The sequence below is a fragment of the Arthrobacter sp. ERGS1:01 genome, from assembly GCF_001281315.1.
Lineage (GTDB): Bacteria > Actinomycetota > Actinomycetes > Actinomycetales > Micrococcaceae > Specibacter.
In genome coordinates this window covers 1,475,389-1,499,113 of the sequence record NZ_CP012479.1, presented here as the reverse complement: position 1 = coordinate 1,499,113, position 23,725 = coordinate 1,475,389, and the positions used below count along the sequence as shown (strand labels likewise).

Genomic DNA, 23,725 nt, shown 5'->3' with positions numbered 1-23,725 from the left:
TCCGAGAAATAGGGTTCGAGAATGGAAGCAACCAAAACCATGAACGGACCCACGCCTGAAGACGACGATCTCGGCCAGGCGAGCGTTCGAGAACTTATTGTGAAACTGGCCCTGACCGAGGACGAACTAAGAAATCCCGCCAACCCAGCACGGATTGCATTCCTAGTGCTGCGCGAGCAGGAAATTGTGGCGGCGTTGCACCGGAATGGACTCGCGCTCAATAGCCCGCCCAGGGCGAAATTACCCGAACCGTCGATATCCCCGTGCCCCGTTGAAGGCCGGGTGGCCAAATAGTGTCGACGACAACCACACAACCGGCCACTCCATGTCAGGCTGACCTCGCTGGTAGCCGACCATCGACCACCTTGCAGGCCACGGCCCCGAAGATGGCGGTCAGTGATGCAGGCAACGAGACCCACGGATACGTGGCTACCCGCCGAGGGACCCACGTCCGCGTCGTGTGGGCATTCCGCTCTCGCCAGGACCAGCAATGATGGGGGCCGGGATGAGCGCAGATCAGTTGGTGCTTCAGTTCCTGGGGCTCGCCGACGCTCTCTCACGCCGCTATCGTGCGCCCGGGTGTGAGGCCGAGGACCTGCGACAGGTAGCCAGGCTCGGACTCGTGAAGGCCGCCAGGAGGTACCGTGAGGCAGGGAACCATGGCTTCATGGCCTTTGCAGCGCCGACCATCACCGGGGAACTCAAGCGATATCTTAGGGATCATTCCTGGGTGGTACGGCCACCGAGGCCAGTCCAGGAGGACAGGCTCAGGATCAGGCACGCGCGCCCCGAAGTGACGCAGCGACTGGGGCGTGAGCCCTCAACCGCCGAGCTGAGCTCGGCCGCGGGCCTATCAGTGATGGAAACGACACTCGCCTTACTCGCGGAGACGGCCATGGTTACCCAACAGGTCCAGCAAAATGACCCACCAACGGGCCACGAAGGCCGGGGGCCGGCGTCGTTCTGGCGGCGGATGATCCCGGGTATGAACGTATTGACCGAGAGCTCACCGTGAAAGCAATGCTCTGGGATGCGAGCGAGGAAGACAAGCGGCTGCTTCATCTGCGCTTTGACCTTGAGCTGTCACAGGGGCAGATCGCCCAGGAACTCGGCGTTAGCCAGATGCAGATTTCCCGACTGCTCAAGCAGTTGCTCGACCGCCTCGGGCGCCGCCTGGCCTAAGCCGCGGAACGGTAGCCCACACCGATGGATACAACTACAAGCGACCCCGGTCCGGGCCCTCAGCAGAGGACCCGGACCGGGGTTGTCAGGTCATGTTAGGCGCGGCGGCGCACGACGGCACCATAAACGCCCAGGACGATGAGTGAGCCCACGATGGCGACCAGCCAGGTTTGCAGGCTCCAGAAGTTCTCAAGCCCGACGCCGAAGATCGCCCCACCGATCCATCCGCCAAGCAGGGCACCCACGACTCCCAGGAGCATGGTGATAAGGATGCCGCCATTTTGACGGCCCGGCAGGATGGCTTTCGCGATCGCACCAACGATGAGTCCCAGAATCAGGAACGCGACAAAACTCATGAAAAAACTCCTTCTTGGTTCGACTTCTCAGGTCGAGTGAGGGCGGGCCCCCTCTGGGCCCGCCCAAGTATCTCCGCGGGTATTAGCGGCCTGTGACGTCCTTGGCACCATCCTTGACGTGCTCGCCGGCCTGCTTGATACCGGCCTTGGCCTGGTCCGCTTTGCCTTCGGCTTCAAGACCCCGATCATCCGTGGCAGCACCGATGTGCTCCTTGGCCTTGCCCTTGAGCTCCTCGGCCTTATTCCCGATCTTGTCTCCGATACCCATTGCATTCTCCTTTTCCTTTTGGAAACAGATGAGGAACCAACACGCCCCTCATCACTGTCCGATTCCCGGCTGTGCGACACGGTGTCGCGAGCCTCACCCGTTACATTTCCCTCAAAAGGTCACACTCAAACAAATCAACCTCAGCGGAGCCGGCGGCCTGGAACACAGCGGACGCAACGATGGACAGTGCACCTGCCTGGGTTTCGCCGTTGATCTCGGCGTCTGGATCACAACCGAATAGGCTTTAGGCAGGAGGTACCTTGGGGTGGGATGACGTTGCCGGGCCCTCGACAGGGCGGTATTGTTGCGTCGTCGATCTGCTGGGATGTCGAGGTAAATGGCCCCCAACACGGCAGGGCGGCCCTTCCGCTCTCATACTTTTAGCTCCAGTTGAGGATGGTCGCTGGGATCGAACGACGGCAAATTCTTGTGCCTGCCTACCGTCGTGAATAGGATGCTCCAGCACGCGATGGCGTGAATACCGGCCATGAAGAGAATCGTGGTCCGAATACCAGCATTCGCCCCCATCCATCCTGCGGCTATTGCGGCCACTGGCATCGTGCCAAAGTTAAGCATCTGGCTGGCGGTGATGACCCGCCCCATGAGGTGGGCCGGCACGAAACGTTGCCGCCACGCGCTGCGAATGACGTTGCCCGCCACCACGGCAGCACCGACCAGGATCATGCCAACAATGCTCACGACCGGGAGATCGCCGCTGGATGGCAGGCCGATGAGGAGGGCGGCGGCCCCACCGATGAGCAGCAGAATCGTTGACGCCCGCCCGGTTCCGATTCGCCTGGCCAAGCTGGCAGCCATTGTGGCTCCCACCAGGCCACCGCAACTCCCCATCATCATCACGGCCCCCACCCCGCTCGGGGACAGATGGAGTTCATTGACGAAAAACAACACGAGCATGGTGGCATATCCAGTCAGGCCGAAGTTGGAAACGCCGCCGATCAGGGTCAACGCACGCAGGGACCGGTCGCTGATGACAAAGTGGATTCCTTCTCGTATTTGCGCCGCCATCCACGATCCGACGGTCCGGGACGGCCGACGGCGTAGATGGGCGTGGGCGGATCAGTGCCAGACACAGCGCGGAGACCAGGAAGCTGACGGCGTCGATCAGGATTCCCAGTGGCGCGGACAGCCATTGCACGATGAAGCCGCCCAGTCCCGGGCCGGCGATCTGCGTGGCCGGCTCGGTGCCGAAGAGGCGCGCGTTCGCGGATTCGAGTTGAGGGTCAGGGACCACGAGAGGTAGGAGTTTGATGTAGGCCGTGCGGAAGAAGACTGCCACGGTTCCTCCGACCAGCGCCAGGATGAGCAGATGGGCAAGGGTGAGGGCGCCGAGCAACCAAAAAACGGGAACGGTTAATAATGCCGCGGCCGAGACGACGTCGGCAGCAATCATCACGATCCGCGGTGGCAGCCGATCCACCCAGACACCGGCCGGCAGGCCACTGACGAGCCAGGGCAACCACACGGCCGCGGTGAGCAGGCCCATCCATCCGGGTCCTGCGTCGAGTTGGACCACCGCCACTAGCGGGATGAGTATCGATGTCGTTGCAGTGCCAAGAAGGCTGACGCCCTCGCCGAACCACAGCAGGTGGAAATTTCTTCCCTTCGCAGCCAAGGACGCTTGCCGCCTGTTCCGTGCACGGTCAGGGATTCAGCGGCCAGCGCGCCAGTGACTGCACCGGGGTCGTCGGCGAACTCTGTCCGGGACCATCTGGTGGCGGGGGCAACCACGCGCCACAATCGTTCGCGCCGGTCCCTCGCCAACTCCGGGGCTTCCTCAATCAGACCCGCTTGGCTGAGGACTTTGAGGTGATGACTGATGCTTCCCACGGCTTGACCGGTCCGCTGGGCCAGGCCCGAGGCCGTAGACGCGCCGTCCACATAGAGTGCGTCGAGGATCCGGGACCTGAAAGGGTTCGCCATGGCCGACAGGGCCTTCGCGTCGGTAATGGTGTGGATCGGATAATCCGGCCCGGGCGGACGCGGCTGATTTGAAGACCCGCGATTTGCCGGCTCATTTGAACTGTTCATAGACCAAATTCAAGTCAACAAGAGATGTTGCACAACAGTCCTTGTGGAATGTGCGTAGGAGGGAGGCATTGCGGATTTCAATGCCACAAAGAATTCCGATCCGGCAGCGGCATCGGCGAAGTCAGCTTTAGACCCCCACCAATTTGTCTCTGGAAACGCAGGGTCTGAGCGGTGCGGGCGCGGGCAGTTGGAGCCCCGCAACCCTGTCAACTAGACTCGCACCATGATCAAGCCTCAGATGCAGACGACGACCCGGGAGACTCCCCGGCATCTCGTCTAGCGCTGTTGCGCAGAAAGCCCCGGAGAGTCGACTCTCCGGGGCTTTTCTCATGCTCCGTACGGTCGGCTCCCACCACCTACGGAAAAGAGATTCATCATGAAGAATGACCACCGTATTCTCGGCCGGCAGCTCGACCTGTTCGACACCGTACCGATCGTCGGCGCCGGCTTGCCTCTTTGGCTTCCGGACGGCGCCGTTATCCGCTCCGAGCTCGAAGCTTTCGCCGCAGAACAGGCCTTGGCCTCTGGTTGCATGCGCGTCTACACCCCTGTTCTTGCCAAACGAGAGCTCTTTGAGCGTTCCGGGCACTGGGAAAAGTTCGAGGCGGACATGTTCCCGGAGATCAAGGTCGGCGGCGAGTCCTTCGTTCTCCGACCGGCGAACTGCCCGCACCACACCCAGGTTTTCGCTGCGCGAGGCCGCAGCTACCGGGATCTGCCCTTCCGACTGGCCGAATCCGGTTCCATGTTCCGCAGCGAACTCTCCGGCGTCCTGGGCGGCCTCAGCCGGGTCCGGCAGATCAACCTTGATGATGCCCACAGCTTCTGCACCCCGGATCAGGTCGCCGGGGAAGTGGACATCGCCCTGCGGGCCATCCAGCGGTGCTACGACGTCCTGGGCATCGACGTCCTCTACTTCCGCCTGTCCACCAGGGGTCCGTCCGGAAAGTACCTCGGCAGCGATGAACAATGGCGACTGTCCGAGGCCCAGCTGCGGTCCGTCCTGGATGGCCTTGGCGTCGAGTATCGTGAGGCGCCGGGTGAGGCCGCGTTCTACGGTCCCAAGATCGACGTCCAGGTAGCGGACAGCCAAGGACGGGAAGAGACCCTCTCCACCGTGCAGATCGACTACAATCAGCCGGAACGGTTCGGCCTGGAATACACCGACAACGACGGCGCCAAGCACCGGCCCGTCATGGTGCACCGGGGCCTGCTCAGTTCCATGGAACGCATGACCGCCTTGCTGATCGAACGCTATGACGGACGGATGCCGACCTGGCTCGCGCCCGTGCAAGTCGCCATCCTGCCTGTGAGCGCAGCCCGGCACGGACAGGAGGCCGACGTCTTCGCCAAGCAGCTCGAGGCCGCCGGCGTGCGCATCAAGGTCGCCGCCGAAGGGACCCTGGGCAACCGCATCCGTGAAGCCCGCAACCACCGCGACAGCTACATCGCCGTACTCGGGGACGCCGAAATCGCCGCCGGCACCGTCAACGTCGTCTCGGGCGGGAATAAGGGAACTCTCTCAATCGAGGACTTTCTGAAGAGAATTTCGAGGGAGATCCGAAGCCGGAGCCGCGTGCCTGAAGTCCTGGCAGTACCCTGACGCCCTGGTCGGTGCACATTCGCCCGGAATCTGCACCGACCAGGCCGATGGAGTCAGGCCTTCCGCTTATGCCACGGAGCTTGTTTCACCGTGCATCCCGCGAGCCGCGTGAGGGTCTCCGCCGGGTGCCGGCTGTTTCGGTCGTCCCGAGGACTCCCCCGCAGTTCCGATCGCTGGCCCGTCCCACGTGCCGACCCAAGCGAGCCGGGAAACACTTTGGTGCACATTTACTACGAAGTGCCCCTTCGCTCGAGGATGATGGCCGGCATCCACACTTCGGCCACAGTGCCGCGGGGTTCTCCCCCTCGAACTCTCATCCCGCCACCGACCGCTGCAAGGCGGACGCGCTGTGACGCGACGCCGATGTGCCCAGCCGCCAGCCGTTCCTCGAAACGGCCGGGCGGGATGCCGACTCCGTCGTCGACGACGGAGAGTGAGGCCGTCCCGTCCGCAAGTGCGAGGGTGACTCGGACTTGCCCGGCCCGTGCATGCTTGACCACGTTCGTGAGCAACTCGCGCGTGGCGTTGAACAGCAGCGGGTCGGCGCTGGTGCGCGCCCCGTCATCCCACCGCTCGTCGTCGACGACGACCTCGAACCGGCCGCGTCCGGCGGCGGCACGCGCAAACTCGGCGACGGCTCGTCGAAGCCCCGATTCCTGCAGCACCTGTGGATGAAGTTCGGCGACCGTCAACCTCAGCAGCCCTGTTGTCTCGCGCAGAGCCTGGTCGATCCGTTCGACGGCCTCCGCCGCACCCGGAGCACTGGCGGCCTCGAGGTCTTCGAGGTCGAGTCGGGCGGCAAGGACGTACTGGAGCGCCCCGTCGTGCAGGGCTTCGGCGAGGCTGCTGCGCTCGTGGGCGTCGATGGTCATCAACTGCGACAACAAATCGTCACGGGTGGCGGCGAGCTCGGAGATCGCCTCAACGCGTGAGGCCTGCACCCGCGCAAGCAGCGTGCACCCTGCCGACAAACCGGTGAGGACAACCGTCCGCAGCAGCACCCCCGCGACCGGTTCGTCATTGGCGGCGCGGGTGATGAGGCTGACCGTCAGGTAGGTCGCGATCGCGGGGACGCACACGCCAATACACAGCCGCCAGCGCTGCTCAAGCACGGCGATGACCGGGATGATGAAAAAGCCGCGCAACAGCACCTCCGAGGTCCAGCTCTGATCCCCGGAGGTGGTGCCCGCCACGAGGGCAAGCGCCGACAGCGCCGCGACGTCGACGAACACCGCAGGCCAGAGTTTGTGGACGTTCAAGTCGCCACCTGGCCGCACCCGCCAGCCGAGCAGCCCCAACCACACGGCGTACGCGGCAACGATGGCATAGGTGGCGACGTCGCCTCGGTCGGGCGGGATCAAGGCAGAGGTCAGGACGACGAAGACGATCAGTACCAGTCGCAGCACCATCTGCACGGCGATGCCTTGGTAGGCGTGATCTTTCATTGTCCGGGACAGTGCCGGCTGAGCGCGCGAGTCGGCGCCGTGCTCTGCGCCGCTGCTCGTCATGTTCAGTCGACCAGCCCGCGTCGCATGCCCTCGGCGACTGCCGCGGCCCGGTCGGAGACGCCGAGCTTCTCGTACAGCCGTTGGGTGTGCGTCTTGACCGTACTGGCGCCCAGGAACAGTTCGGCGGCCACCTGCGGCACGGACATGCCCCGGGCAAACCCGCGCAGCACCTGCATCTCCCGCTCGCTGAGCACCGGCCCCGCCGGGTGGGCGTGCAGCCTTATCTGGTCGGCGAGCCCGGCCGTCAACTCGGGCGGCACCACGGTGCGGCCCTTGGCGACCTGGCGTACGGCGTCGATGATCTCCGAGCGCCTGCTGTCTTTGCCGAGGTAGCCCTTGGCACCCTCCTCGAGTGCGCGGAAGACAACGGCGCTGTCGGTGACGGCAGACAGCAGCACCACCTTGGTGGGCAGCTTGTCGCGGGTCACCGCATGCACGACGTCGAGACCGTCCATGTCGGGCATCTGGTAGTCGACGAGGGCGACGTCGGGATGCTCGCGGGCGATCAGCTCGAGCCCGGCACGGCCGTCATCCGCCTCACCGACAACCTGGATATCAGCGCTTTGCGCCAGGCCGCGCGCCACACCGTCCCGAAAGAAGGGATGGTCATCCACCACCACCACCCGCACCTGTTGCGCCATACCTCGATTATGCTCCTGCGGGACGAGGAGCGGTATGGATTCGGCGCCGAGGCGCCCTGGACACGCCGGAGCCCCTCCGCTCGAGTAGCGGAGGGGCTTCGCCGGCGTCGCCGTCGTAAGGGTCAGCGGTTGACGATCTGGACCAGGGTGGAGTCCTGCATGTGGGCGGTGCTGGGATTGCACTGCAGGTTGCTTCCGGCGGTGTCGTGGCAGGCCCAGGAGCGCTGGAAGCCGCTCTCGAGCGAGGACCCGCTGACGCTGGTGTCCATCACGTCACCGTGATCGTCCGAGACTCGCACGTGCAGGGTGGGGCCGTCGGCGAAGAAGTGCACATTGGCCGCAATCTGGCCACCGGGAGCGATGACCTCACCGGCCTGCGGCATCGCACTGTCAATGAAGGTCTCACCATTGGGGTTGTCGGTCCACACGTTCGTGATCTTCAGCCACGAGTTCGAGTTGTTGATCAGAACGGGCAGCAGCTGGTCCATCGACCCACTCTGTGCGGTCGGGTTCGGAGCCAGCGGGCCACTGATCGGCTGGTTCGGGGTCAGGTTGGTGGTGAACCCGGCAGTCGCGTAGTGCGTGCAGTGCAGAACCGGTTGGATCGTCAGATCGCTCCAGGTGATGTTGGCGTAGTTCAAAGTGACGCCGAGGGCTTGGCCGGACTTGTCGGTGTAGTACTGCGGATTGCCGTCGTTGTTGATCAGACCGCTGGTCTCGTCGTTGGGTTCGTACCCGGTCATCGAAGGGCCGCCGAAGTTGGTCAGGTACGGCGTCGCGGCCGGGCAGTTGAACGCGGCGATCGTGCCGCTGTCGGCCTTGACGGTGAGCGACTCGAAGATGTTCTGGCTGGTCGCATCGGTGTAGGTGTAGCCGCCGGGCAGGGTCGCGGAGCCCGAGGCGGTGGTGACGACGACGTCTACCGCGCCGTTCGCGTGGGCCGGAGCGACGGCGGCGATCTCGGTGTCGCTGACCACCTGCATGGCCTCCGCGGCCGTCCCACCGAAACTGACCGCGGTCGCGCCGGTGAAGCCGGTCCCAGTGATGTCGACCTCCTGCGACGCCAACCCAGCCTGCACCGCGGGACTGATCGCGGTCACCGAGGACGCCACCGCGCCGACCCGGACCGCTGCGGCCCCGGACGCTGTGGGGGTGGACGCCACGGGGGCGGACGCCACGGGGGCGGCGGCCTGGGCGCCGCACGCTAGTGCCAGGCCCATCGTCAGCGCACACGTGAGCGACGTTGCCGCGACGCCCACTCGGCGCATCGTGCTCGTCGGCGACTTCATGCTGTGCTGGCGGCTGACCTGCTGGCGGTTCGAGTTCATCGGAGTCTTTCCTTCTTGTTCGACCTCGGGTGAGGCTTGCTGTCGTTGATAGGCTCAATCCTCCTCGCCGGAGCCCTCCCCTTGTGTCGACCAACCGGGCCTCCCGCCGGAGGATCCCGTTGTCCCCCAATCGGTGGACATGCGCCGTCGCTTTCGTCATCCGCGACCGGCGCGCTGTTGGTGCCCCAGCCTCAGTGCAACCTCAGTGCAACGACCGGTCGCTGGCCGGCAACGGTTACGCTTCTTTGTGGGTCGGCGGGATCCGCCCGGGGGTCTGCCTGGAGCAGGAGACGGTATGCCCACTGGCGATGATCGGGGTCCGCGCGGCCGTGTGTAAGGATCTGGCCGCCTTGCATGGTGACTCCAGACGCACTGAACTGTCGGGCACAACCCAAAGGGTTTCATCCAAGCAGAAGAAGACGAAACCCTTGTCCGAGAAGCACCGCCGGACAGGGCCCAATCTTGAATTGATACCAGCGGCCCGCTCAAAGTCCTTCTTTCGGGCATGGCATGGCCTGGCAGGAGGCACGACACGGTTCAGATTGTGGTCCCCAGTTTGTCCGCCCACCGATTTGATCGGCCCACTGAGGAGGAATGCCCAGGTACACGGGCCAGAGGCCCGTAACATGCTGCTATGCCAGTCGAATATCCGCAGATCTCCATCGGCGGCCTAACCCGTGCCGATCTGCGCTCCGCACTCGTTGCCGCAGGCGTCGAGACCAATCCGTCCGCCGAAACATTGCTCGCCTCCGAGGTCTTCGACCACAAAGCCGCCGAGACCATACATCCTGTAGCCCTGACCGTCGGCGAGCTTGGCCTTACGAGCGGGGCCCGCCTCTCCCAGATCTTGAGCACCGCACCTGGACACGGCCTGGCCTTGTGCCCACTCATGGCCGCTCCGTACCTGCGTCTCGCAATGCTCAACCAGGAGACTGCACAGGACTCGATCATGTCGAGCGGACGGGTCCCGTCCGGGTCCGTCACCATCGCCTCGACGCCACCATGCCCGGAGATCGATGAGTACCCAACGGGTTTCTATCTCCGCACCATCGATGGCATTTCCTGGCTTCGGGGTTACCACTGCACGGACGAGTACATCTGGCCTCCCACGGCTCACTTCATGTTCCAATTCCCCCCCTGCGTCGACTCTGCGGACAACATTGGCCTGAGGGCTGAGAGATCCCACCAGCGGATCTTGCACAGGGTTCCCTGAAGCATGCCCGGCAAGGAAGGCCTCCGGCCGTTGCGATCTTGCCGACGCCTATGAGCCGGTCCTTCCCTGCGGTTAGGATCAGGTTCACCATGGAATCCCGTAATCCGATATTCAGTGACGGCGTTGCCACGCTGCGCCCCCTCCAAGCCGGGGATGCGGCCGACCATCTTGCCGGCGAGGACGTCGAGTTGGTGAAGTGGTTGTCCGGCGGCATCGGGACGGAAGAAACCGTCCGGACCTACATCGAGCAATCCCGGCAGATGTGGGCGAACAATGGCCCCATATTCACCTTCGCAATCCGGTCAATGCCCGAGGACGTCCTCGCGGGGACAATTGATGTCCAGCTCGACCAGGCCGCGTTCCGTCTCGATCAGGCGAACCTGGCGTACGGCTTGTATCCGGCCTGGCGTGGGCGTGGGCTGGCAACACGGGCCGTCAACCTGGCCCTGGAATTCCTGCGTTCAAAGGCCGCCATTCGTACGGCCCTGATACGGGTGGAACCGGGGAATCTGCCGTCTGCGGCCGTAGCCGTGCGCGCGGGGTTCACTCTTTCCGCACGCTCCATGGAGGCCGACGCCGGTCTTGACCGGTACGAATGTGAAATCCGCTAGCGGTCTCACTTGCGGTAGCACGCACCATCGGTTCGCCGGAGCCCCTAAACCCGACCCGGTCCCAGGCAGACACGCGTCCTACGAGTGCGCCTCCACCACCTGCTTCGCGGGCGTTTCGGCCGCCTTCAACCCCAGGTAGATGACATCCCGGGCCAGCGGCAGCGCGGTGAACCGCACCCCGGTGGCGTTGCGGATAGCGTTGGCCAGCGCCGGGGCCACCGGGTTGAAGGGGCTCTCGCTCATCGATTTGGCGCCCAGCGGACCCAGCGAGTCGTTGGTCTTGGCGAAGTAGACCTCACTGCGGGGCACGTCGGCAAACGTCGGGATGTGGTACTGGCGCAGGATGTCCGTGGTCACTCCCCCGTCGGGGCCAATCCGCACCTCCTCGTACAAGGCGGCGCCCAACGCCTGGGCGATCCCGCCCTCAATCTGCCCGCGGCACTGCCGGGGATTGACCACCACGCCGGCGTCGGCCGCCTGGACGCTTTGCAGGATGCGCAGCTCCCCCGTTCCGGTGTTCACGGCCACCCGGAACCCGTGGACGTTGAAGGCCACCGAACGCGGAGTTCCGCCCCAGCGGCCGTGCGTGCGCAGGGCGGTCCCGCTCCCGGCAGCCACGGCAAATACCGTTTCCAACGGCAGTTGCACGCCGGCGCAGTCCACGGCGCCGGGCACCAGGGCACAGTCATCCCGCGGAGTTCCGGTGTGGACGGCGGCCACGTCCAGGATGTTTCCAGCCAGTTCCTGGGCGGCCAGCAGGGTTGCCTGCCCGGCCACCACGGTCCCGGTGGAGCCGAACGCGCCGGTGTCATGCTCGGTCAGGTCGGTGTCCGACTGCCGGATCCGCACCAGTTCGGCGGTACTGTTCAGGGCGGTTGCGGCCAACTGGGCATGCACCGTAGTGGTGCCGTTGCCGAACTCGGCAGTACCCACGCTGGCCGCGAATGTACCGTCGGCGCACAATTCCAGCACCGTGTGGGCAAAATGGCCCCGCGGCGGGACAGTATCAATCATGGACAGCGCAGTCCCAGTGCCGACGGCCCAATCCAGGCCAAGGTCGTCCAACCCGGCCTCCCGGTACCGATCCTCCCCGCGGCGCAGTGCGTCCGCGACGAGTTCCACGCACTGATCCAAGCCGTAACTGCCAAAGTGCACGTCCTCCTCCGGCTCCTCGGAGGTGGACAGCATGGGAACCCCCTGCCGGATCATGTTCATGCGCCGAAACTCCATGGGGTCCATGCCCAGGCCCACGGCCAGCTCGTCCATGGCCGATTCCACGGCGAAGAACATTTGGCTCAGCCCGTAGCCCCGGAACGCGCCGGCCGGCACGGTATTGGTGTAGACGGCCCGGGCGTCGGCCTTCTTGTTGGGGCATTGGTAGACCGCCAGCGATTCCCCGCAACCGTGGTACATGACCCCTGGTGCGTGGTTGCCGTAGGCGCCGGTGTTTGTGACGACGTCGATCGCCAGTGCCGTCAGGGTGCCGTCGGCGCGGGCTCCCGCCGTCATCTTGACGGTGAACGGGTGCCGGGTGGTGGAGGCGGTGAGCTGCTCGGTGCGGGTGAATTCAAGTTGCACGGGCCGGCGCAGCTTCAGCACCGCAAGGGCCACAATGTCCTCGGTGAGCATCTCCTGCTTGCCGCCAAAGCCGCCGCCAACCCGGCCGGCCACCACGCGGACGGCGTCCTCCGGCAGGCCAAAGACGTGGCAAAGTGCCCGGCGGGTCAGGAACGGGGTTTGCGTCGAGGAGCGCACGTGCAGCCGGCCATCGTCGTCCAGGGAGCCGATCGAGGCATGGGTTTCCAGCGCCGTGTGTTGCACCCGCTGGGTGCGGTAGGTCCCCCGGTGGACGACGTCGGCCTGGGCAAGTCCGGCGGCAAGGTCACCCAGTTCGGTGTGCACCTCGGCAATGATGTTGCGCAGCGGCTCGGCGATCCGGCTCTCGACAGCGTCCTTCTCACCGTGCAGGGCCGGCGCACCGTCCGCCATGGCCTTTTCGGGATCGAACACGGCCGGCAGGACGTCATAGCTGACCTTGATGGCGCGCACCCCGGCCTCGGCCTCCTGCACGGAATCGGCCACCACGGCCGCCACGCGCTGGCCCTTGAACCGCACCACCGAATCCAGCACCAGGGTGTCGTCGGGGTCGTCGGTGCGCAGCTCATGTTGGGCGGTGGAAAAGAGGGTTGTCGGGGAGTCCTCGTGGGTGAAGACCGCGCGGACGCCGGGCAACCGCAATGCCGCCGAGGAGTCGATCGCGAGGATCCTGGCGTGCGCATGTGGGGAGCGCAGCAGCTTCATGTGCAGTAGTCCCGGGTAGTCGGCCGGATCGACGTCGAGGGTGTAGCGGGCGGTTCCCGTCACCACGGCCCGCCCCGCCGGGGCGCCCGGGCTGGCGCCAACCTGCCCGCAGGCATCGGCCGTTTCGGTTGATTCGGTGGAGACGCCCGTGACGGCGTCGGCGATGGCGCGGTATCCCGTGCAGCGGCACAGGTTTCCCTTCAGGTTCCGGGGCAGGTTCTGCTTCTGGGCGTCGTCGAACGTCGCGGCCGTCATGAGCATGCCGGCCGTGCAGAAGCCGCATTGGAAGCCCTGGGCAGCCAGGAACGCCTCCTGGACGGGGTGCAGTTCACCGCCATGCGCCAGGCCCTCAACCGTGGTGACGGCCTTGCCCCGGGCACGGACTGCCGGGTAGATGCAGCTGTGCACGGGCGTGCCGTCGATGTGCACGGTGCACGCGCCGCAGTCTCCGCCGTCGCAGCCCTTCTTGACCCCCTGCAGGCCCTCCTCGCGCAGGAAGGTGCGCAGGCACTGGCCGGGTCGGGGTTCGTTGGTGTGCGGCGTGCCGTTGATGTCCATGGCCATGGTTCAGGCCCTTTCGGTGATGGTTGATTCAAGCAGTTCGGCCCGGATTTCCTCGGCCAGCCGGAACGTCATGTCCCGGCGCCACACGGGCAGTCCGTGGATGTCGTCGTGATAGAGGTCAAACGGGATGGCGGCGACCAGGGCCGCCCGGAGTTCCCCAGCATCCGGCCCGGGCGCCGCGAAGCGCAGCTGGACCGGGCGTTTGGTGGAGGCGGTCACGGTCAGCACCAGGGCGCCATCGTCCCCCACCCGGCCAATCAGCAGAACGCCGGAGCGGCCCAGGTTGCTCAGGGACAGCCGCCGGAATGCAACCCGGGCATGCAGGGCCGACGCCGGCAGGTGCACGCTGCGCAGGAGCTCCCCCGGGGCAAGGGTGGTGCGGGCCTCCCCCACCACGAGCTCCGCGACGGGTACTTGCCGGGTGCGGCCGTCGGGGCTCAGCACGGTGGCGACGCCGTCGAGCGCTGCGCACAGGGAGATCATGGGGCCGGCGGGCAGGGCCGTGCAAATGTTCCCGCCCACCGTGGAGGCGTTCCAGATCTTGAACGATGCGACGAAGGCGTCGCAGCATTGCCGCACCAGGTCCAGGGCACGCCACTCCCCGGGCAGCCCGGGCCGGTCCGGCAGGGCGTACAGCTCGGCAACCTTGCAGGTCGCAGCCAATTCGATGCCGTCCTCGGTGATGGTGACGGGCTCCCAACCGGCCTCAGTGATGTCCAGCAGCCTGCGCAGTGTGGAGCTGCCATAGGAAAACAGCACGGTTCCGCCGGCCAGCCAGGCGTCGCCCGGGCGCCAGGCGGCGGGGTCCGCGGTGGGGAGAAGTTCCTCGATGGTGTTCATGTCCATGACGTGCTCCTGGAAGTGGTGACTGTTAGTGGTTCTGGTGCCGGCAAGTCAGGCGGGCACGGGATCGGGGCTGGCTGCCCGGCTTTGCCGGGTCGCGTGGATGGCGCCGCCGCCGCGGCTGAGCTGCGCCTGGCTGGAACGGCCGTTGCGGTGCGCAATGACGCCGGCGGCAATGGAGATGGCGACCTCGGCCGGGGTGCCGGCGCCCAGGTCCAGCCCGATGGGTGAATGGAGCGTGGCCAGCAGTTCCGCGTCCACGCCGCTCTCCAGCAGGGCGTCAACCCTTTTCGCGTGGCTGAGCCGGGAGCCGAGGGCGCCGATGTAGGCCACGTCGAGGGTCAGCGCGAATTCGAGCAGCGGGGTCTCGAACTTGGGGTCGTGGGCCAGCACGCACACCACGGTGCGCCGATCCAGCCGCCCGGCCGCGGCCTCCCGGCGCAGGTAGCGGTGCGGCCACTCGGTGACCACCTCGCCGGCCGCCGCGAAGCGTGCCTGGGTGGCGAAGGCGGGGCGGGGATCGCACAGGGTCACCGCATAGCCGAGCAACGAGGCCTGGCGGATCATGGCCTCGCCAAAGTCGTTGGCGCCGAAGATCAAGAATCGTGGGGCAGGCAGGCGGCTTTCCACGAGCATGGTGGTGGCAGGCAACTCGCACCACTCACCCGTGCCGCCCAATTCCAGCAGTGACGTGCCGCCCGCGGCGGCCAGGGCCTCCAGCCGCAGTGAAAGCGCCCGCACGCGGGCAGCGGGCGGCGGGTTGCCGGCGTCGTCGGCCAGCATGCCGGCCAGCGGGGCGCGGGCGGCGTCGGTGCCCAGCCACTGCGCTCCCGGGGCGAGAAGCATGGACGGGCCGCGGGACGCATCGGTGCCGAGCCGGCTCACCATGGCGTTGGGGGCGCCGCCGTCGGGCAGGCATGCGGTGTCGAGCTCACCTCGCAAAAGCGGGCGGACGTGGACGTCGATGGTCCCTCCGCAGCTCAGTCCCACGGCAAAGGCGTCCTGGTCGGTATAGCAAAAACGGATGCGGCGCGGCATTCCGGTCTCCAGGGCCTCGCGGGCCGCCTCCACCACGGCGCCCTCGACGCAGCCGCCGGACAGGCTGCCCAGCACCTCGCCGTCGTCGGAGACCAGCATGGTGGCGCCCACGGGGCTCGGCGCGGAGCCGGCGATGTGCACGATGGTTGCGGCGGCGATCCGCCGGTGGCGTTGCAGGGGCGGCCATGCGGTCATGGCGGCCAGTAGTTCCAACATTCTTCCTCCCCTTTCCCTGGGGTTTCGGGCCACTCTTGGCGGTGGTCCCGGCCGGTCCGGGCCCCGCACGGTGGCGGGGCCCGGACCTCATTTCGTGGATCTGGTGCTAGCTGATCCCGTTGCTAGCTGATCCCGTTGCTAGCTGATCCTGTTGTCAGCTGATCCCTAGGATCTGCTGGATGGGCCCGATGCCGAAGTAGATCACGAACGCCGCGGCGACGCCCCACATCAGCACGTGGATTTCCTTGGCCCGGCCCTGCGTGACCCGGATGATGACGTAGGCGATGAAGCCGGCGCCCAGGCCGTTCGCGATCGAGTAGGTGAACGGCATCAGGATGAAGGTCAGGAACGCCGGGATGGCAATTCCGTAATCGCTCCAGTCGACCCTGCGGATCTGCGAGGCCATCATGAATCCGACGATCACCAGGGCGGGTGCCACGGCCTCGAACGGCACGATTGCCACGAGCGGGGCGAAGAACGCCGCGAGCAGGAACAAGCCGCCGGTGACGATGCTGGCCAGGCCGGTGCGTGCGCCCTCGGCAATGCCCGCCGCCGATTCGACGAAGATCTCGTTGGCGGAAACCGAGCCGAAGCCGCCGGCCACGGAGGCCGCCGCGTCCACGAGGAGCACCTTGTTGGCGTTCTTCATGTTGTTGTCCTCGTCCACCAGGCCGGCCTCGCTGGCGAGTCCCGTCATGGTGCCCATCGCGTCGAAGAACACGCTGAGCAGGATCGTGAACGTCAGCAGCAGGGCGGACATGATCCCCAGGTGGGCGAAGGCGCCAAACATGTCGACCTTGCCGATCAGGGACAGATCCGGCAGCGAGAAGAACTTGCCGGGCACGGCCGGGACCATGAGCGACCAGCCGGACGGATCCGTTTGGCTGGAGGCCGTGTGCGTGAACAGCTGCAGGCCCATGGCAAAGAGCGTGGAGGCCACGATGCCGATGAGGATCCCGCCCTTGACCTTGCGCACCACCAGGATGATCGTCAGGACCAGGCCGAACACGAACACCAGCGTGGGCCAACCCAGCAGTTTTCCGTCCTGACCCAATTGCAGGGGCACGCTGGTGTGCGCGGCGTCCGGGATGCGCCGGACAAATCCGGCGTTCACCAGCCCGATGATGGCGATGAACAGGCCAATCCCGACCACGATGGCCGTTTTCAGGCCCGCCGGGACGGCCCGCATGACGGCCTCCCGCAACCCCGAAAGCACCAGGCCGAACATGACGAGACCGGCAATGAGCACCAGGCCCATGACTTCGGGCCAGGTGAGGTTCTTGGTGGTCGCGATCGTTGTGGAGACAAACGCGTTGACGCCCAGCCCGGCGGCAAGGGCAAACGGGTACTTGGCCCAGGCACCCATGACGATCGTGGTGACGCCGGCGATGACGGCGGTTACGGCGGCCACCTGTGGAATGCCCAGCAGGTGGCCGGAGCCGTCCGGTGAACTAAGGATCAGCGGGTTCAGCACCACGATGTAGCACATGGCGAAGAACGTGGCCAGACCGCCGCGGAACTCGCGCAGCACGTTGGAGCCGCGTGCGCTGATCTCAAAGTAGTTGTCGAGAGCGTGGGCGAAGCCGCGCTTGGTCGCTGGTTGTTCGGAGCTTGAGGGGGACACTTGGTCTTTTCCCGTCCGGTTCAGAAGTGACATTTCTGGCGCCTTGGTCCCTAGTAGTCAATCCGGGAATCGAGCGCGGTCCAGGTGTTGAACGGATCGAGGGGATCCGCCGCGCCTGCCTCGAGTTTGCGCACCGGCATGCTGCGCTGCTCCACCGGTGTGTCGAAGTAGTCGTAGAACACGGCGTCGTCGAATCCGGCGCGGGCGGCGTCGTGCCGGTCCGCGGCGAAGTAGACCCGCTCCACCCGTGCCCACAGGGCGGAGGCCAGGCACATGGGGCAGGGCTCGCAACTGGTGTACAGGGTGGCGCCCGTCAGGTCGAAGGTGCCTTCCTGGGTGCAGGCGTTGCGAATGGCGGTGACTTCGGCGTGGGCCGTGGGATCGTTGGTGGCGGTGACCCGGTTGATGCCTTCATAGGCCCTGCCACTGGCGGTGACGATGACGGCGCCGAAGGGCCCGCCGTTGTTCAGGACGTTTGATGTGGCCAGTTCAATGGCCTGGGCCAGATGTTTGTGGCCGTTGCTGTTGCTGTTCATGGTGACTTCCTTGGCACTGGGAGCAACCGGCATTTTGTCTCATGGGGTGCCGCAGGGGCATCCTTGGGTCCGGTTTGCACTTGGTTTTTAGATCAAGATACGCCCGGTAGATAGCGGCCCGTCGTTGGGCGCCCGCCATAGACATGATGATGACATTAGCACCGCACTGTGACGCAGGCAACACTTTGTGGAAAGATAATTTCACATGCTGAAACCGGTCAGGGGATTGACTTTGCTGCCGGCAAGGACCAAACTGATGGCTGGAGCCGCCCGTGCGGCTCCGCCTGGATCAGCAGACAGGGCAACACTGAGCTGGCACCCGAGGGTGCCGGCTTTTTTCTTGGCCGGAGCCCTTGGGACGTTCGCCCGTTCCCCACTGCGAAGGATCCCCTCATGGAAAACCCCCTCCCCCACCGCCGTCTCTGGATCAAGAATCCGCTGGCCGCCTTCACCGCCAACGGCCTTGATGCCGCGGGTGGAATCGTCATCGCCGGCGGCGTGATCGCCGAAGTCCTGGGCGCGGGACAGAGCCCGTCGGCGCCGTGCGAGGACGTTTTCGACGCCGGCCGGCACGTGCTGACCCCGGGACTGATCAACACGCACCATCACTTTTACCAAACGCTCACCCGGGCCTGGGCCCCGGTGGCCAACGCCGAATTGTTTCCCTGGCTGAAGAACCTCTACCCCGTGTGGGCGCGGCTGACCCCGGCGGACCTTGAACTGGGCACCACGGTGGCCCTGGCCGAACTGCTGCTTTCCGGCTGCACCACGGCCGCGGACCACCATTACCTGTTCCCGGACGGGCTGGAGAACGCCATTGACGTCCAGGTCGCCGTGGTGCGGAAGCTGGGCATGCGCGCCACGCTCACCCGTGGCTCCATGTCGCTGGGCGAGCACGACGGCGGGCTGCCGCCCCAGTCGACCGTGCAGGATCCGGAGGTGATCCTGGCGGACAGCGAGAGGCTCGTGGGTGCGTATCACGAGCGCGGCGAGGACGCCGTCATCCAAATCGCCCTGGCTCCCTGCTCACCGTTTTCCGTGACCCGGGAGGTCATGGAGGAGAGCGCAAAGCTCGCCGAACGCCTGGACGTCAGGCTGCACACGCACCTGGCGGAAACCCTCGACGAGGAGGCATTCTGCAAGGAAATGTTTGGCCTGCGGACCGTCGACTACCTCGAAAGCGTGGGTTGGCTGACAAACCGTACCTGGCTGGGCCACGGCATCCACTTTGACGACGCCGAGATTGCCCGGCTGGGCGCCGCCGGCACCGGGGTGGCGCACTGCCCCACCTCGAACATGCGCCTGGCCTCGGGCACGGCCCGCGTCCTGGAACTGGAGGCCGCGGGGGTCCCGGTGGGGCTGGGAGTGGACGGCTCGGCGTCGAACGACGCCTCCAATATGATCCTCGAGGCCCGGCAGGCGCTGTACCTGCAGCGCCTGCACTACGGCGCGGCGGCCGTGACCTGCGAACGGGCGCTGGGCTGGGCCACCCGGGGTTCGGCCACAGTGCTGGGACGCGACAGCCTGGGTGAACTGGCACCGGGACGCCAAGCTGACCTGGCCATGTTCACGCTGGACGAGCTGCGCTTCTCGGGGGCCCACGATCCCGTGGCGGCCCTGCTGTTGTGCGGCGCGGACCGGGCGGACCGGGTCATGGTCGGCGGCCAATGGCGCGTCATCGACGGGCGCATCCCCGGACTGGATCTTGAGGAGCTCATCGCCCGGCACAGTGCGGCCGCACGAAAACTCGTCAACGGCAGCTAAATAGACGGCAGCTAAACGCTCAGCGATTAAAGACAGTGGCCGGGCTCCGTGAACGGGGCCCGGCCACTGTCTTTCCGGCCACAGTCTTTAAGATCAGTTGCTATTGAGTTCCGCGGAGATGACCTCGGCCGCAAGGCGCAGCATGGGGACGGCACGGTCCGCGAAGGCCTGGTCCACACGGGTCACGGGACCGGAGACGGAGATGGCGGTCGGGGTGGGCGAGTTGGGCACGGCCATCGCGAAGCATCGCACACCCAGCTCCTGTTCCTCCTCGTCGATGGAGTAGCCGCGGGCCCGGATAAGATCAAGGTCGGCAAGGAGCTCGTCAATCGTGCCAAGGCTCTTGGGCGTCGGCTTGGGCATGCCCTGCCGGGCGATGATGCCGCGCACGGTGTCATTGTCCAGCTGGGCCAGCAACGCCTTGCCCACGCCGGTGTCGTGCGTGTGGGCGCGGCGGCCCACCTCGGTGAACATGCGCATGGAGTGCGGGGACGGCACCTGGGCAATGTAAATGACCATGTCCGATTCCAACACGGCCATGTTGGCCGTCTCCCCCAACCGGTCCACGAGCGACTTGAGTTGCGGACGGGCCAGCGCGCCGAGCTGCTTGTTGGCGCCTTCGCCGAGGCGGATCAGCCGCGGCCCCAGTGCGTAGCGGCGGTTGGGCAGCTGGCGGATATACCCCAGGGAGACCAGGGTGCGCAGCAGTCGGTGAATGGTGGGCAACGGCAGGTCGGTTGAACCCGACAGCTCGCTGAGGGTCACGTCACCCCCGGCGTCCGTGATGAGTTCAAGCAGTTCAAACACGCGCTCTACGGACTGCACGCCTCCACCGGCTTTTGCTGCCATGTCTATTGACTCCCATTTTCTCGGCGTTGGCACGCCATTGGCCCAACTATCCACATCGTGAAAATTTTGTATCAATCTCAAAGATACCCCACGATGCGGAATTTTTCAGTCATCGACGACAAGACTTGTTTTTCCACCAGATAGATAATAATATCCATAATACGAAAACAATCGTTACTGTCGACAGCCCATCCAGGGCACCTAGAGAAGGAATTTCAATGGCGAATCCCAGTCCCGGCAACTCGATCACCCTGCGCGTCAGCGCCCCGTCAAACTTCACCGTCACGAGCGAGCTGGCCACGGCCGTTGCCGCAACCGGTGCCGCAGTAACGGCCCTGGACGTCACCGAGTCCCGCCATGAAAGCATCGTTGTCGACATCACCGCCAACACCACCGACGACGCCCACGCCGAGCGCGTCAAGGAAGCACTGGACGCCATGGAAGGCGTCAGCGTCCTACACGTCTCCGACCGCACCTTCCTGATGCACCTCGGCGGCAAGCTCGAGGTCGTTCCCAAGGTGGCCCTGCGCAACCGTGACGATCTCTCCCGCGCCTACACCCCCGGCGTCGCCCGCGTCTGCATGGCCATCTACGAAGACCCCGAGGCCGCACGCAACCTCACGGTCAAGCGCAACACGATCGCCGTCCTCACCGACGGTTCTGCCGTCCTGGGCCTGGGCAACATCGGCCCGGCCGCGGCACTGCCCGTCATGGAAGGCAAGGCGGCCCTGTTCAAGCAGTTCGCCAACGTCGACGCATGGCCGGTCTGCCTGGACACCCAGGACACCGAGGAGATCATCATGATCGCCAAGGCCATGGCCCCCGTCTACGGCGGCATCAACCTTGAGGACATCGCCGCCCCCCGCTGCTTCGAGATCGAAAAGCGCCTCCGCGACGAACTCGACATCCCCGTCTTCCACGACGACCAGCACGGCACCGCCATCGTGACCCTCGCCGCCCTGCGCAACGCGCTGAAGGTTGTCGAGAAGAAGATCGAGGACGTGAAGATCGTCGTCGCCGGCGTCGGCGCCGCCGGTAACGCCATCATCCAGCTGCTGATCGCCCAGGGCGCCACGAACATCATCGCCTGCGGCCGCACCGGTGCCGTCAACCGCAACGAGACCCACGCCGACGACCACCGCGCCTGGCTCGCCGAGAACACCAACCCGGACAACTTCGTCGGGACCCTGCACGAGGCCATGACCGGTGCGGACGTCTTCATCGGCGTCAGCGGCCCGAACGTCCTGGGCGAGGAGCAGGTGGCCGCCATGGCCGACCGCGGCATCGTCTTCGCCATGGCCAACCCGACCCCCGAGGTCGACCCGGTCATCGCCGCACGCCACGCAGCCGTCGTCGCCACGGGCCGCAGCGACTTCCCGAACCAGATCAACAACGTTTTGGCCTTCCCCGGATTCTTCCGAGGCCTCCTCGACGCCGGCGTGTCCGACATCACACCCGATATGCTGGTTGCAGCCGCCGAGGCCATCGCCAACCGGGTTGACGATTCGGAATTGAACGCCAGCTACATCATTCCCAGCGTCTTCGACCCGCATGTGGCCGGAGACGTCGCCTCCGCCGTGGCTGCCGCCGCGGCAGGTAACAGCACTGAAAGGACGCAGTCTTGAGCACAGAAACAGTCACCGTCACGGACCTCACCCCGATCCCCCGGGCCGGCGAGATCCTTACCGATGAGGCCCTGGCCTTTGTGGCCGAGCTGAATCGTCGCTTCAACCCGGTCCGCCGGGACCTGCTGGCCGAGCGCGTCGCCAAGCGGGCCACTGTCGCCAAGACCGGCAAGCTGGACTTCCTGCCCGAAACCGCCGCCGTGCGCCAGGGTGACTGGAAGGTCGCCCCGGCCCCGGCCGCACTGACCGACCGCCGCGTCGAGATGACGGGCCCGGCCACCCCGGCCAAGATGGCCATCAACGCCCTGAACTCCGGCGCCAAGGTATGGCTGGCCGACTTGGAGGATGCCAGCACCCCGCTGTGGGCCAACGTGGTCGACGGCGTGCTGAACCTGCGCGACGCCGCAAACGGCACGCTCAGCTACACCTCGCCCGAAGGCAAGGAATACCGGCTGCGCACCGACGCACCGCTGTCCGTCGTCGTCGCCCGCCCCCGCGGCTGGCACATGGAGGAACGCCACGTCGTGGTCGACGGTGCACCCGCCGCCGGCGCGCTGGTCGACTTTGGCCTGCACTTCTTCCACACGGCAAAGCTGCTCATCGCCAACGGCCACGGCCCGTTCTACTACCTGCCGAAGATGGAAAGCCACCTCGAGGCCCGCCTGTGGAACAACGTCTTCGTCTTCGCCCAGGACTACCTCGGCATCCCGCAGGGCACCATCCGCGCCACCGTGCTGATCGAGACCATCCCGGCCGCGTTTGAAATGGACGAGATCCTCTACGAGCTGCGCGACCATGCCTCGGGCCTGAACGCCGGCCGCTGGGACTACCTGTTCAGCATCATCAAGTACTTCCGCGACGCCGGTGCGGCCTTCACCCTGCCGGACCGCGCCCAGGTGGCCATGACGGCACCGTTCATGCGCGCCTACACCGAGTTGCTCGTGAAGACCTGCCACCACCGCGGAGCCTTCGCAATGGGCGGCATGGCCGCCGTCATCCCTAACCGCCGCGAACCGGAGATCACGGCCGCCGCCTTTGCCAAGGTGCGCGCCGACAAGACCCGTGAAGCCAACGACGGATTCGACGGCTCCTGGGTTGCCCACCCGGACCTCGTGCCGATCTGCCAGGAAGTGTTCGACGCCGTCCTGGGCGAGCGCCCGAACCAGCTGGAGAAGCAGCGCCCCGAGGTAAGTGTCACGGCCGACCAGCTGCTCGACGTCGCCTCCGCCGAGGGCACCGCTACCGAGGCTGGCCTGCGCCTGAACCTCTATGTGGCTGTCGCCTACACGGCTGTCTGGATCTCCGGCAGCGGTGCCGTGGCCATCCACAACCTGATGGAGGACGCGGCCACCGCGGAAATCTCCCGCTCGCAGGTCTGGCAGCAGATCCGCAACAACGTCACCCTGGCGGACACGGGCAACACCGTGACCCGCGAACTCGTCACCCGGATCCTGGCCGAAGAGTCGGAGAAGCTGCGCGGCGAGGTTGGCGACGAGGCTTACGCCAAGTACTACAAGCCGGCCAGCGAGCTGATCTCGGACATCTGCCTGTCCGAGGACTACACGGACTTCCTGACCACCCCCGCCTACGAACTGGTGGGCTAGGA

General features: G+C 65.9%; 22 protein-coding genes and 1 pseudogene. 9 read left to right on the top strand and 14 right to left on the bottom strand.

Annotated features, from left to right (window positions below):
* Positions 1–21: 21 nt before the first annotated feature.
* The 3 genes from AL755_RS23225 to AL755_RS22415 all read left to right on the top strand — a co-directional run bounded on the left by AL755_RS23225 (position 22) and on the right by AL755_RS22415 (position 1,182).
* A complete protein-coding gene (locus tag AL755_RS23225; RefSeq protein WP_150117094.1) occupies positions 22–294 on the top strand; it encodes a hypothetical protein in 273 nt (90 codons plus the stop codon).
* Between the two features lie 196 nt (positions 295–490).
* Positions 491–1,015, top strand: a complete 525-nt coding sequence (locus AL755_RS24590) for a sigma factor (protein WP_054010974.1) — start codon at positions 491–493, stop codon at positions 1,013–1,015.
* A 5-nt stretch (positions 1,016–1,020) separates the two neighbouring features.
* Positions 1,021–1,182 (top strand): sigma factor-like helix-turn-helix DNA-binding protein, encoded by a 162-nt coding sequence (locus tag AL755_RS22415; RefSeq protein WP_082369127.1) that lies wholly within the window; start codon positions 1,021–1,023, stop codon positions 1,180–1,182.
* Positions 1,183–1,277: 95 nt separating this feature from the next.
* On the opposite strand, the gene AL755_RS10570 is transcribed toward AL755_RS22415, so the two are convergent.
* The 5 genes and pseudogenes from AL755_RS10570 to AL755_RS22410 form a co-directional block, all read right to left on the bottom strand.
* Complete coding sequence (locus tag AL755_RS10570) at positions 1,278–1,538, bottom strand: GlsB/YeaQ/YmgE family stress response membrane protein (protein WP_054010973.1); 261 nt, start codon at positions 1,536–1,538, stop codon at positions 1,278–1,280.
* Positions 1,539–1,620: 82 nt separating this feature from the next.
* Entirely contained in the window at positions 1,621–1,806 is a 186-nt protein-coding gene (locus AL755_RS10565; protein ID WP_054010972.1) for a CsbD family protein, read from the bottom strand.
* Positions 1,807–2,178: 372 nt separating this feature from the next.
* Complete coding sequence (locus AL755_RS10560; protein WP_082369125.1) at positions 2,179–2,832, bottom strand: MFS transporter; 654 nt, start codon at positions 2,830–2,832, stop codon at positions 2,179–2,181.
* Between the two features lie 25 nt (positions 2,833–2,857).
* Positions 2,858–3,439: pseudogene (locus AL755_RS10555) on the bottom strand (MFS transporter); the annotation flags it as partial.
* The gene (locus AL755_RS22410; RefSeq protein WP_237762710.1) at positions 3,346–3,747 is read right to left on the bottom strand and encodes an ArsR/SmtB family transcription factor; all 402 of its coding nucleotides are present in this window, start codon (positions 3,745–3,747) and stop codon (positions 3,346–3,348) included. The pseudogene AL755_RS10555 and the gene AL755_RS22410, both read right to left, overlap by 94 nt.
* 484 nt (positions 3,748–4,231) lie before the next feature.
* Between AL755_RS22410 and thrS the strand changes: the two genes are divergently transcribed.
* Complete coding sequence (thrS, locus tag AL755_RS10550; RefSeq protein ID WP_054010969.1) at positions 4,232–5,458, top strand: threonine--tRNA ligase; 1,227 nt, start codon at positions 4,232–4,234, stop codon at positions 5,456–5,458.
* A 230-nt stretch (positions 5,459–5,688) separates the two neighbouring features.
* On the opposite strand, the gene AL755_RS10545 is transcribed toward thrS, so the two are convergent.
* The 3 genes from AL755_RS10545 to AL755_RS10535 all read right to left on the bottom strand — a co-directional run bounded on the left by AL755_RS10545 (position 5,689) and on the right by AL755_RS10535 (position 8,935).
* Positions 5,689–6,966 (bottom strand): sensor histidine kinase, encoded by a 1,278-nt coding sequence (locus tag AL755_RS10545; protein ID WP_054010968.1) that lies wholly within the window; start codon positions 6,964–6,966, stop codon positions 5,689–5,691.
* 2 nt (positions 6,967–6,968) lie between these two features.
* Entirely contained in the window at positions 6,969–7,607 is a 639-nt protein-coding gene (locus AL755_RS10540; protein ID WP_054010967.1) for a response regulator, read from the bottom strand.
* Positions 7,608–7,729: 122 nt separating this feature from the next.
* A complete protein-coding gene (locus AL755_RS10535) occupies positions 7,730–8,935 on the bottom strand; it encodes an IPT/TIG domain-containing protein (RefSeq protein WP_054010966.1) in 1,206 nt (401 codons plus the stop codon).
* Positions 8,936–9,569: 634 nt separating this feature from the next.
* Here AL755_RS10535 and AL755_RS10530 point away from each other — a divergent pair.
* A complete protein-coding gene (locus AL755_RS10530) occupies positions 9,570–10,148 on the top strand; it encodes a hypothetical protein (protein ID WP_054010965.1) in 579 nt (192 codons plus the stop codon).
* A gap of 89 nt (positions 10,149–10,237) precedes the next feature.
* Positions 10,238–10,759, top strand: coding sequence for a GNAT family N-acetyltransferase (locus tag AL755_RS10525; protein WP_160318886.1), 522 nt, complete (start codon positions 10,238–10,240; stop codon positions 10,757–10,759).
* Between the two features lie 78 nt (positions 10,760–10,837).
* Here AL755_RS10525 and AL755_RS10520 read toward each other — a convergent pair whose 3' ends face one another.
* From AL755_RS10520 to AL755_RS10500, 5 genes are all read right to left on the bottom strand, one after another.
* Positions 10,838–13,624: a molybdopterin-dependent oxidoreductase gene (locus AL755_RS10520; protein WP_054010963.1), complete on the bottom strand. Its 2,787-nt coding sequence runs from the start codon at positions 13,622–13,624 to the stop codon at positions 10,838–10,840.
* A gap of 3 nt (positions 13,625–13,627) precedes the next feature.
* Complete coding sequence (locus AL755_RS10515; RefSeq protein ID WP_054010962.1) at positions 13,628–14,470, bottom strand: FAD binding domain-containing protein; 843 nt, start codon at positions 14,468–14,470, stop codon at positions 13,628–13,630.
* Positions 14,471–14,518: 48 nt separating this feature from the next.
* Entirely contained in the window at positions 14,519–15,721 is a 1,203-nt protein-coding gene (locus tag AL755_RS10510) for an XdhC family protein (RefSeq protein ID WP_054010961.1), read from the bottom strand.
* 154 nt (positions 15,722–15,875) lie between these two features.
* A complete protein-coding gene (locus AL755_RS10505; protein ID WP_082369121.1) occupies positions 15,876–17,378 on the bottom strand; it encodes an NCS2 family permease in 1,503 nt (500 codons plus the stop codon).
* A 17-nt stretch (positions 17,379–17,395) separates the two neighbouring features.
* On the bottom strand, positions 17,396–17,881 hold the full coding sequence (locus AL755_RS10500) for a nucleoside deaminase (RefSeq protein WP_054012994.1): 486 nt from the start codon (positions 17,879–17,881) through the stop codon (positions 17,396–17,398).
* A 393-nt stretch (positions 17,882–18,274) separates the two neighbouring features.
* Between AL755_RS10500 and AL755_RS10495 the strand changes: the two genes are divergently transcribed.
* Positions 18,275–19,645 (top strand): 8-oxoguanine deaminase, encoded by a 1,371-nt coding sequence (locus AL755_RS10495; RefSeq protein WP_054010960.1) that lies wholly within the window; start codon positions 18,275–18,277, stop codon positions 19,643–19,645.
* A gap of 93 nt (positions 19,646–19,738) precedes the next feature.
* On the opposite strand, the gene AL755_RS10490 is transcribed toward AL755_RS10495, so the two are convergent.
* A complete protein-coding gene (locus tag AL755_RS10490) occupies positions 19,739–20,494 on the bottom strand; it encodes an IclR family transcriptional regulator (protein WP_054010959.1) in 756 nt (251 codons plus the stop codon).
* 218 nt (positions 20,495–20,712) lie between these two features.
* Between AL755_RS10490 and AL755_RS10485 the strand changes: the two genes are divergently transcribed.
* Positions 20,713–22,119, top strand: a complete 1,407-nt coding sequence (locus AL755_RS10485) for an NAD-dependent malic enzyme (RefSeq protein WP_054010958.1) — start codon at positions 20,713–20,715, stop codon at positions 22,117–22,119.
* Complete coding sequence (aceB, locus tag AL755_RS10480) at positions 22,116–23,723, top strand: malate synthase A (protein ID WP_054010957.1); 1,608 nt, start codon at positions 22,116–22,118, stop codon at positions 23,721–23,723. The genes AL755_RS10485 and aceB overlap by 4 nt, the downstream gene beginning before the upstream one ends.
* Positions 23,724–23,725 lie beyond the last annotated feature (2 nt).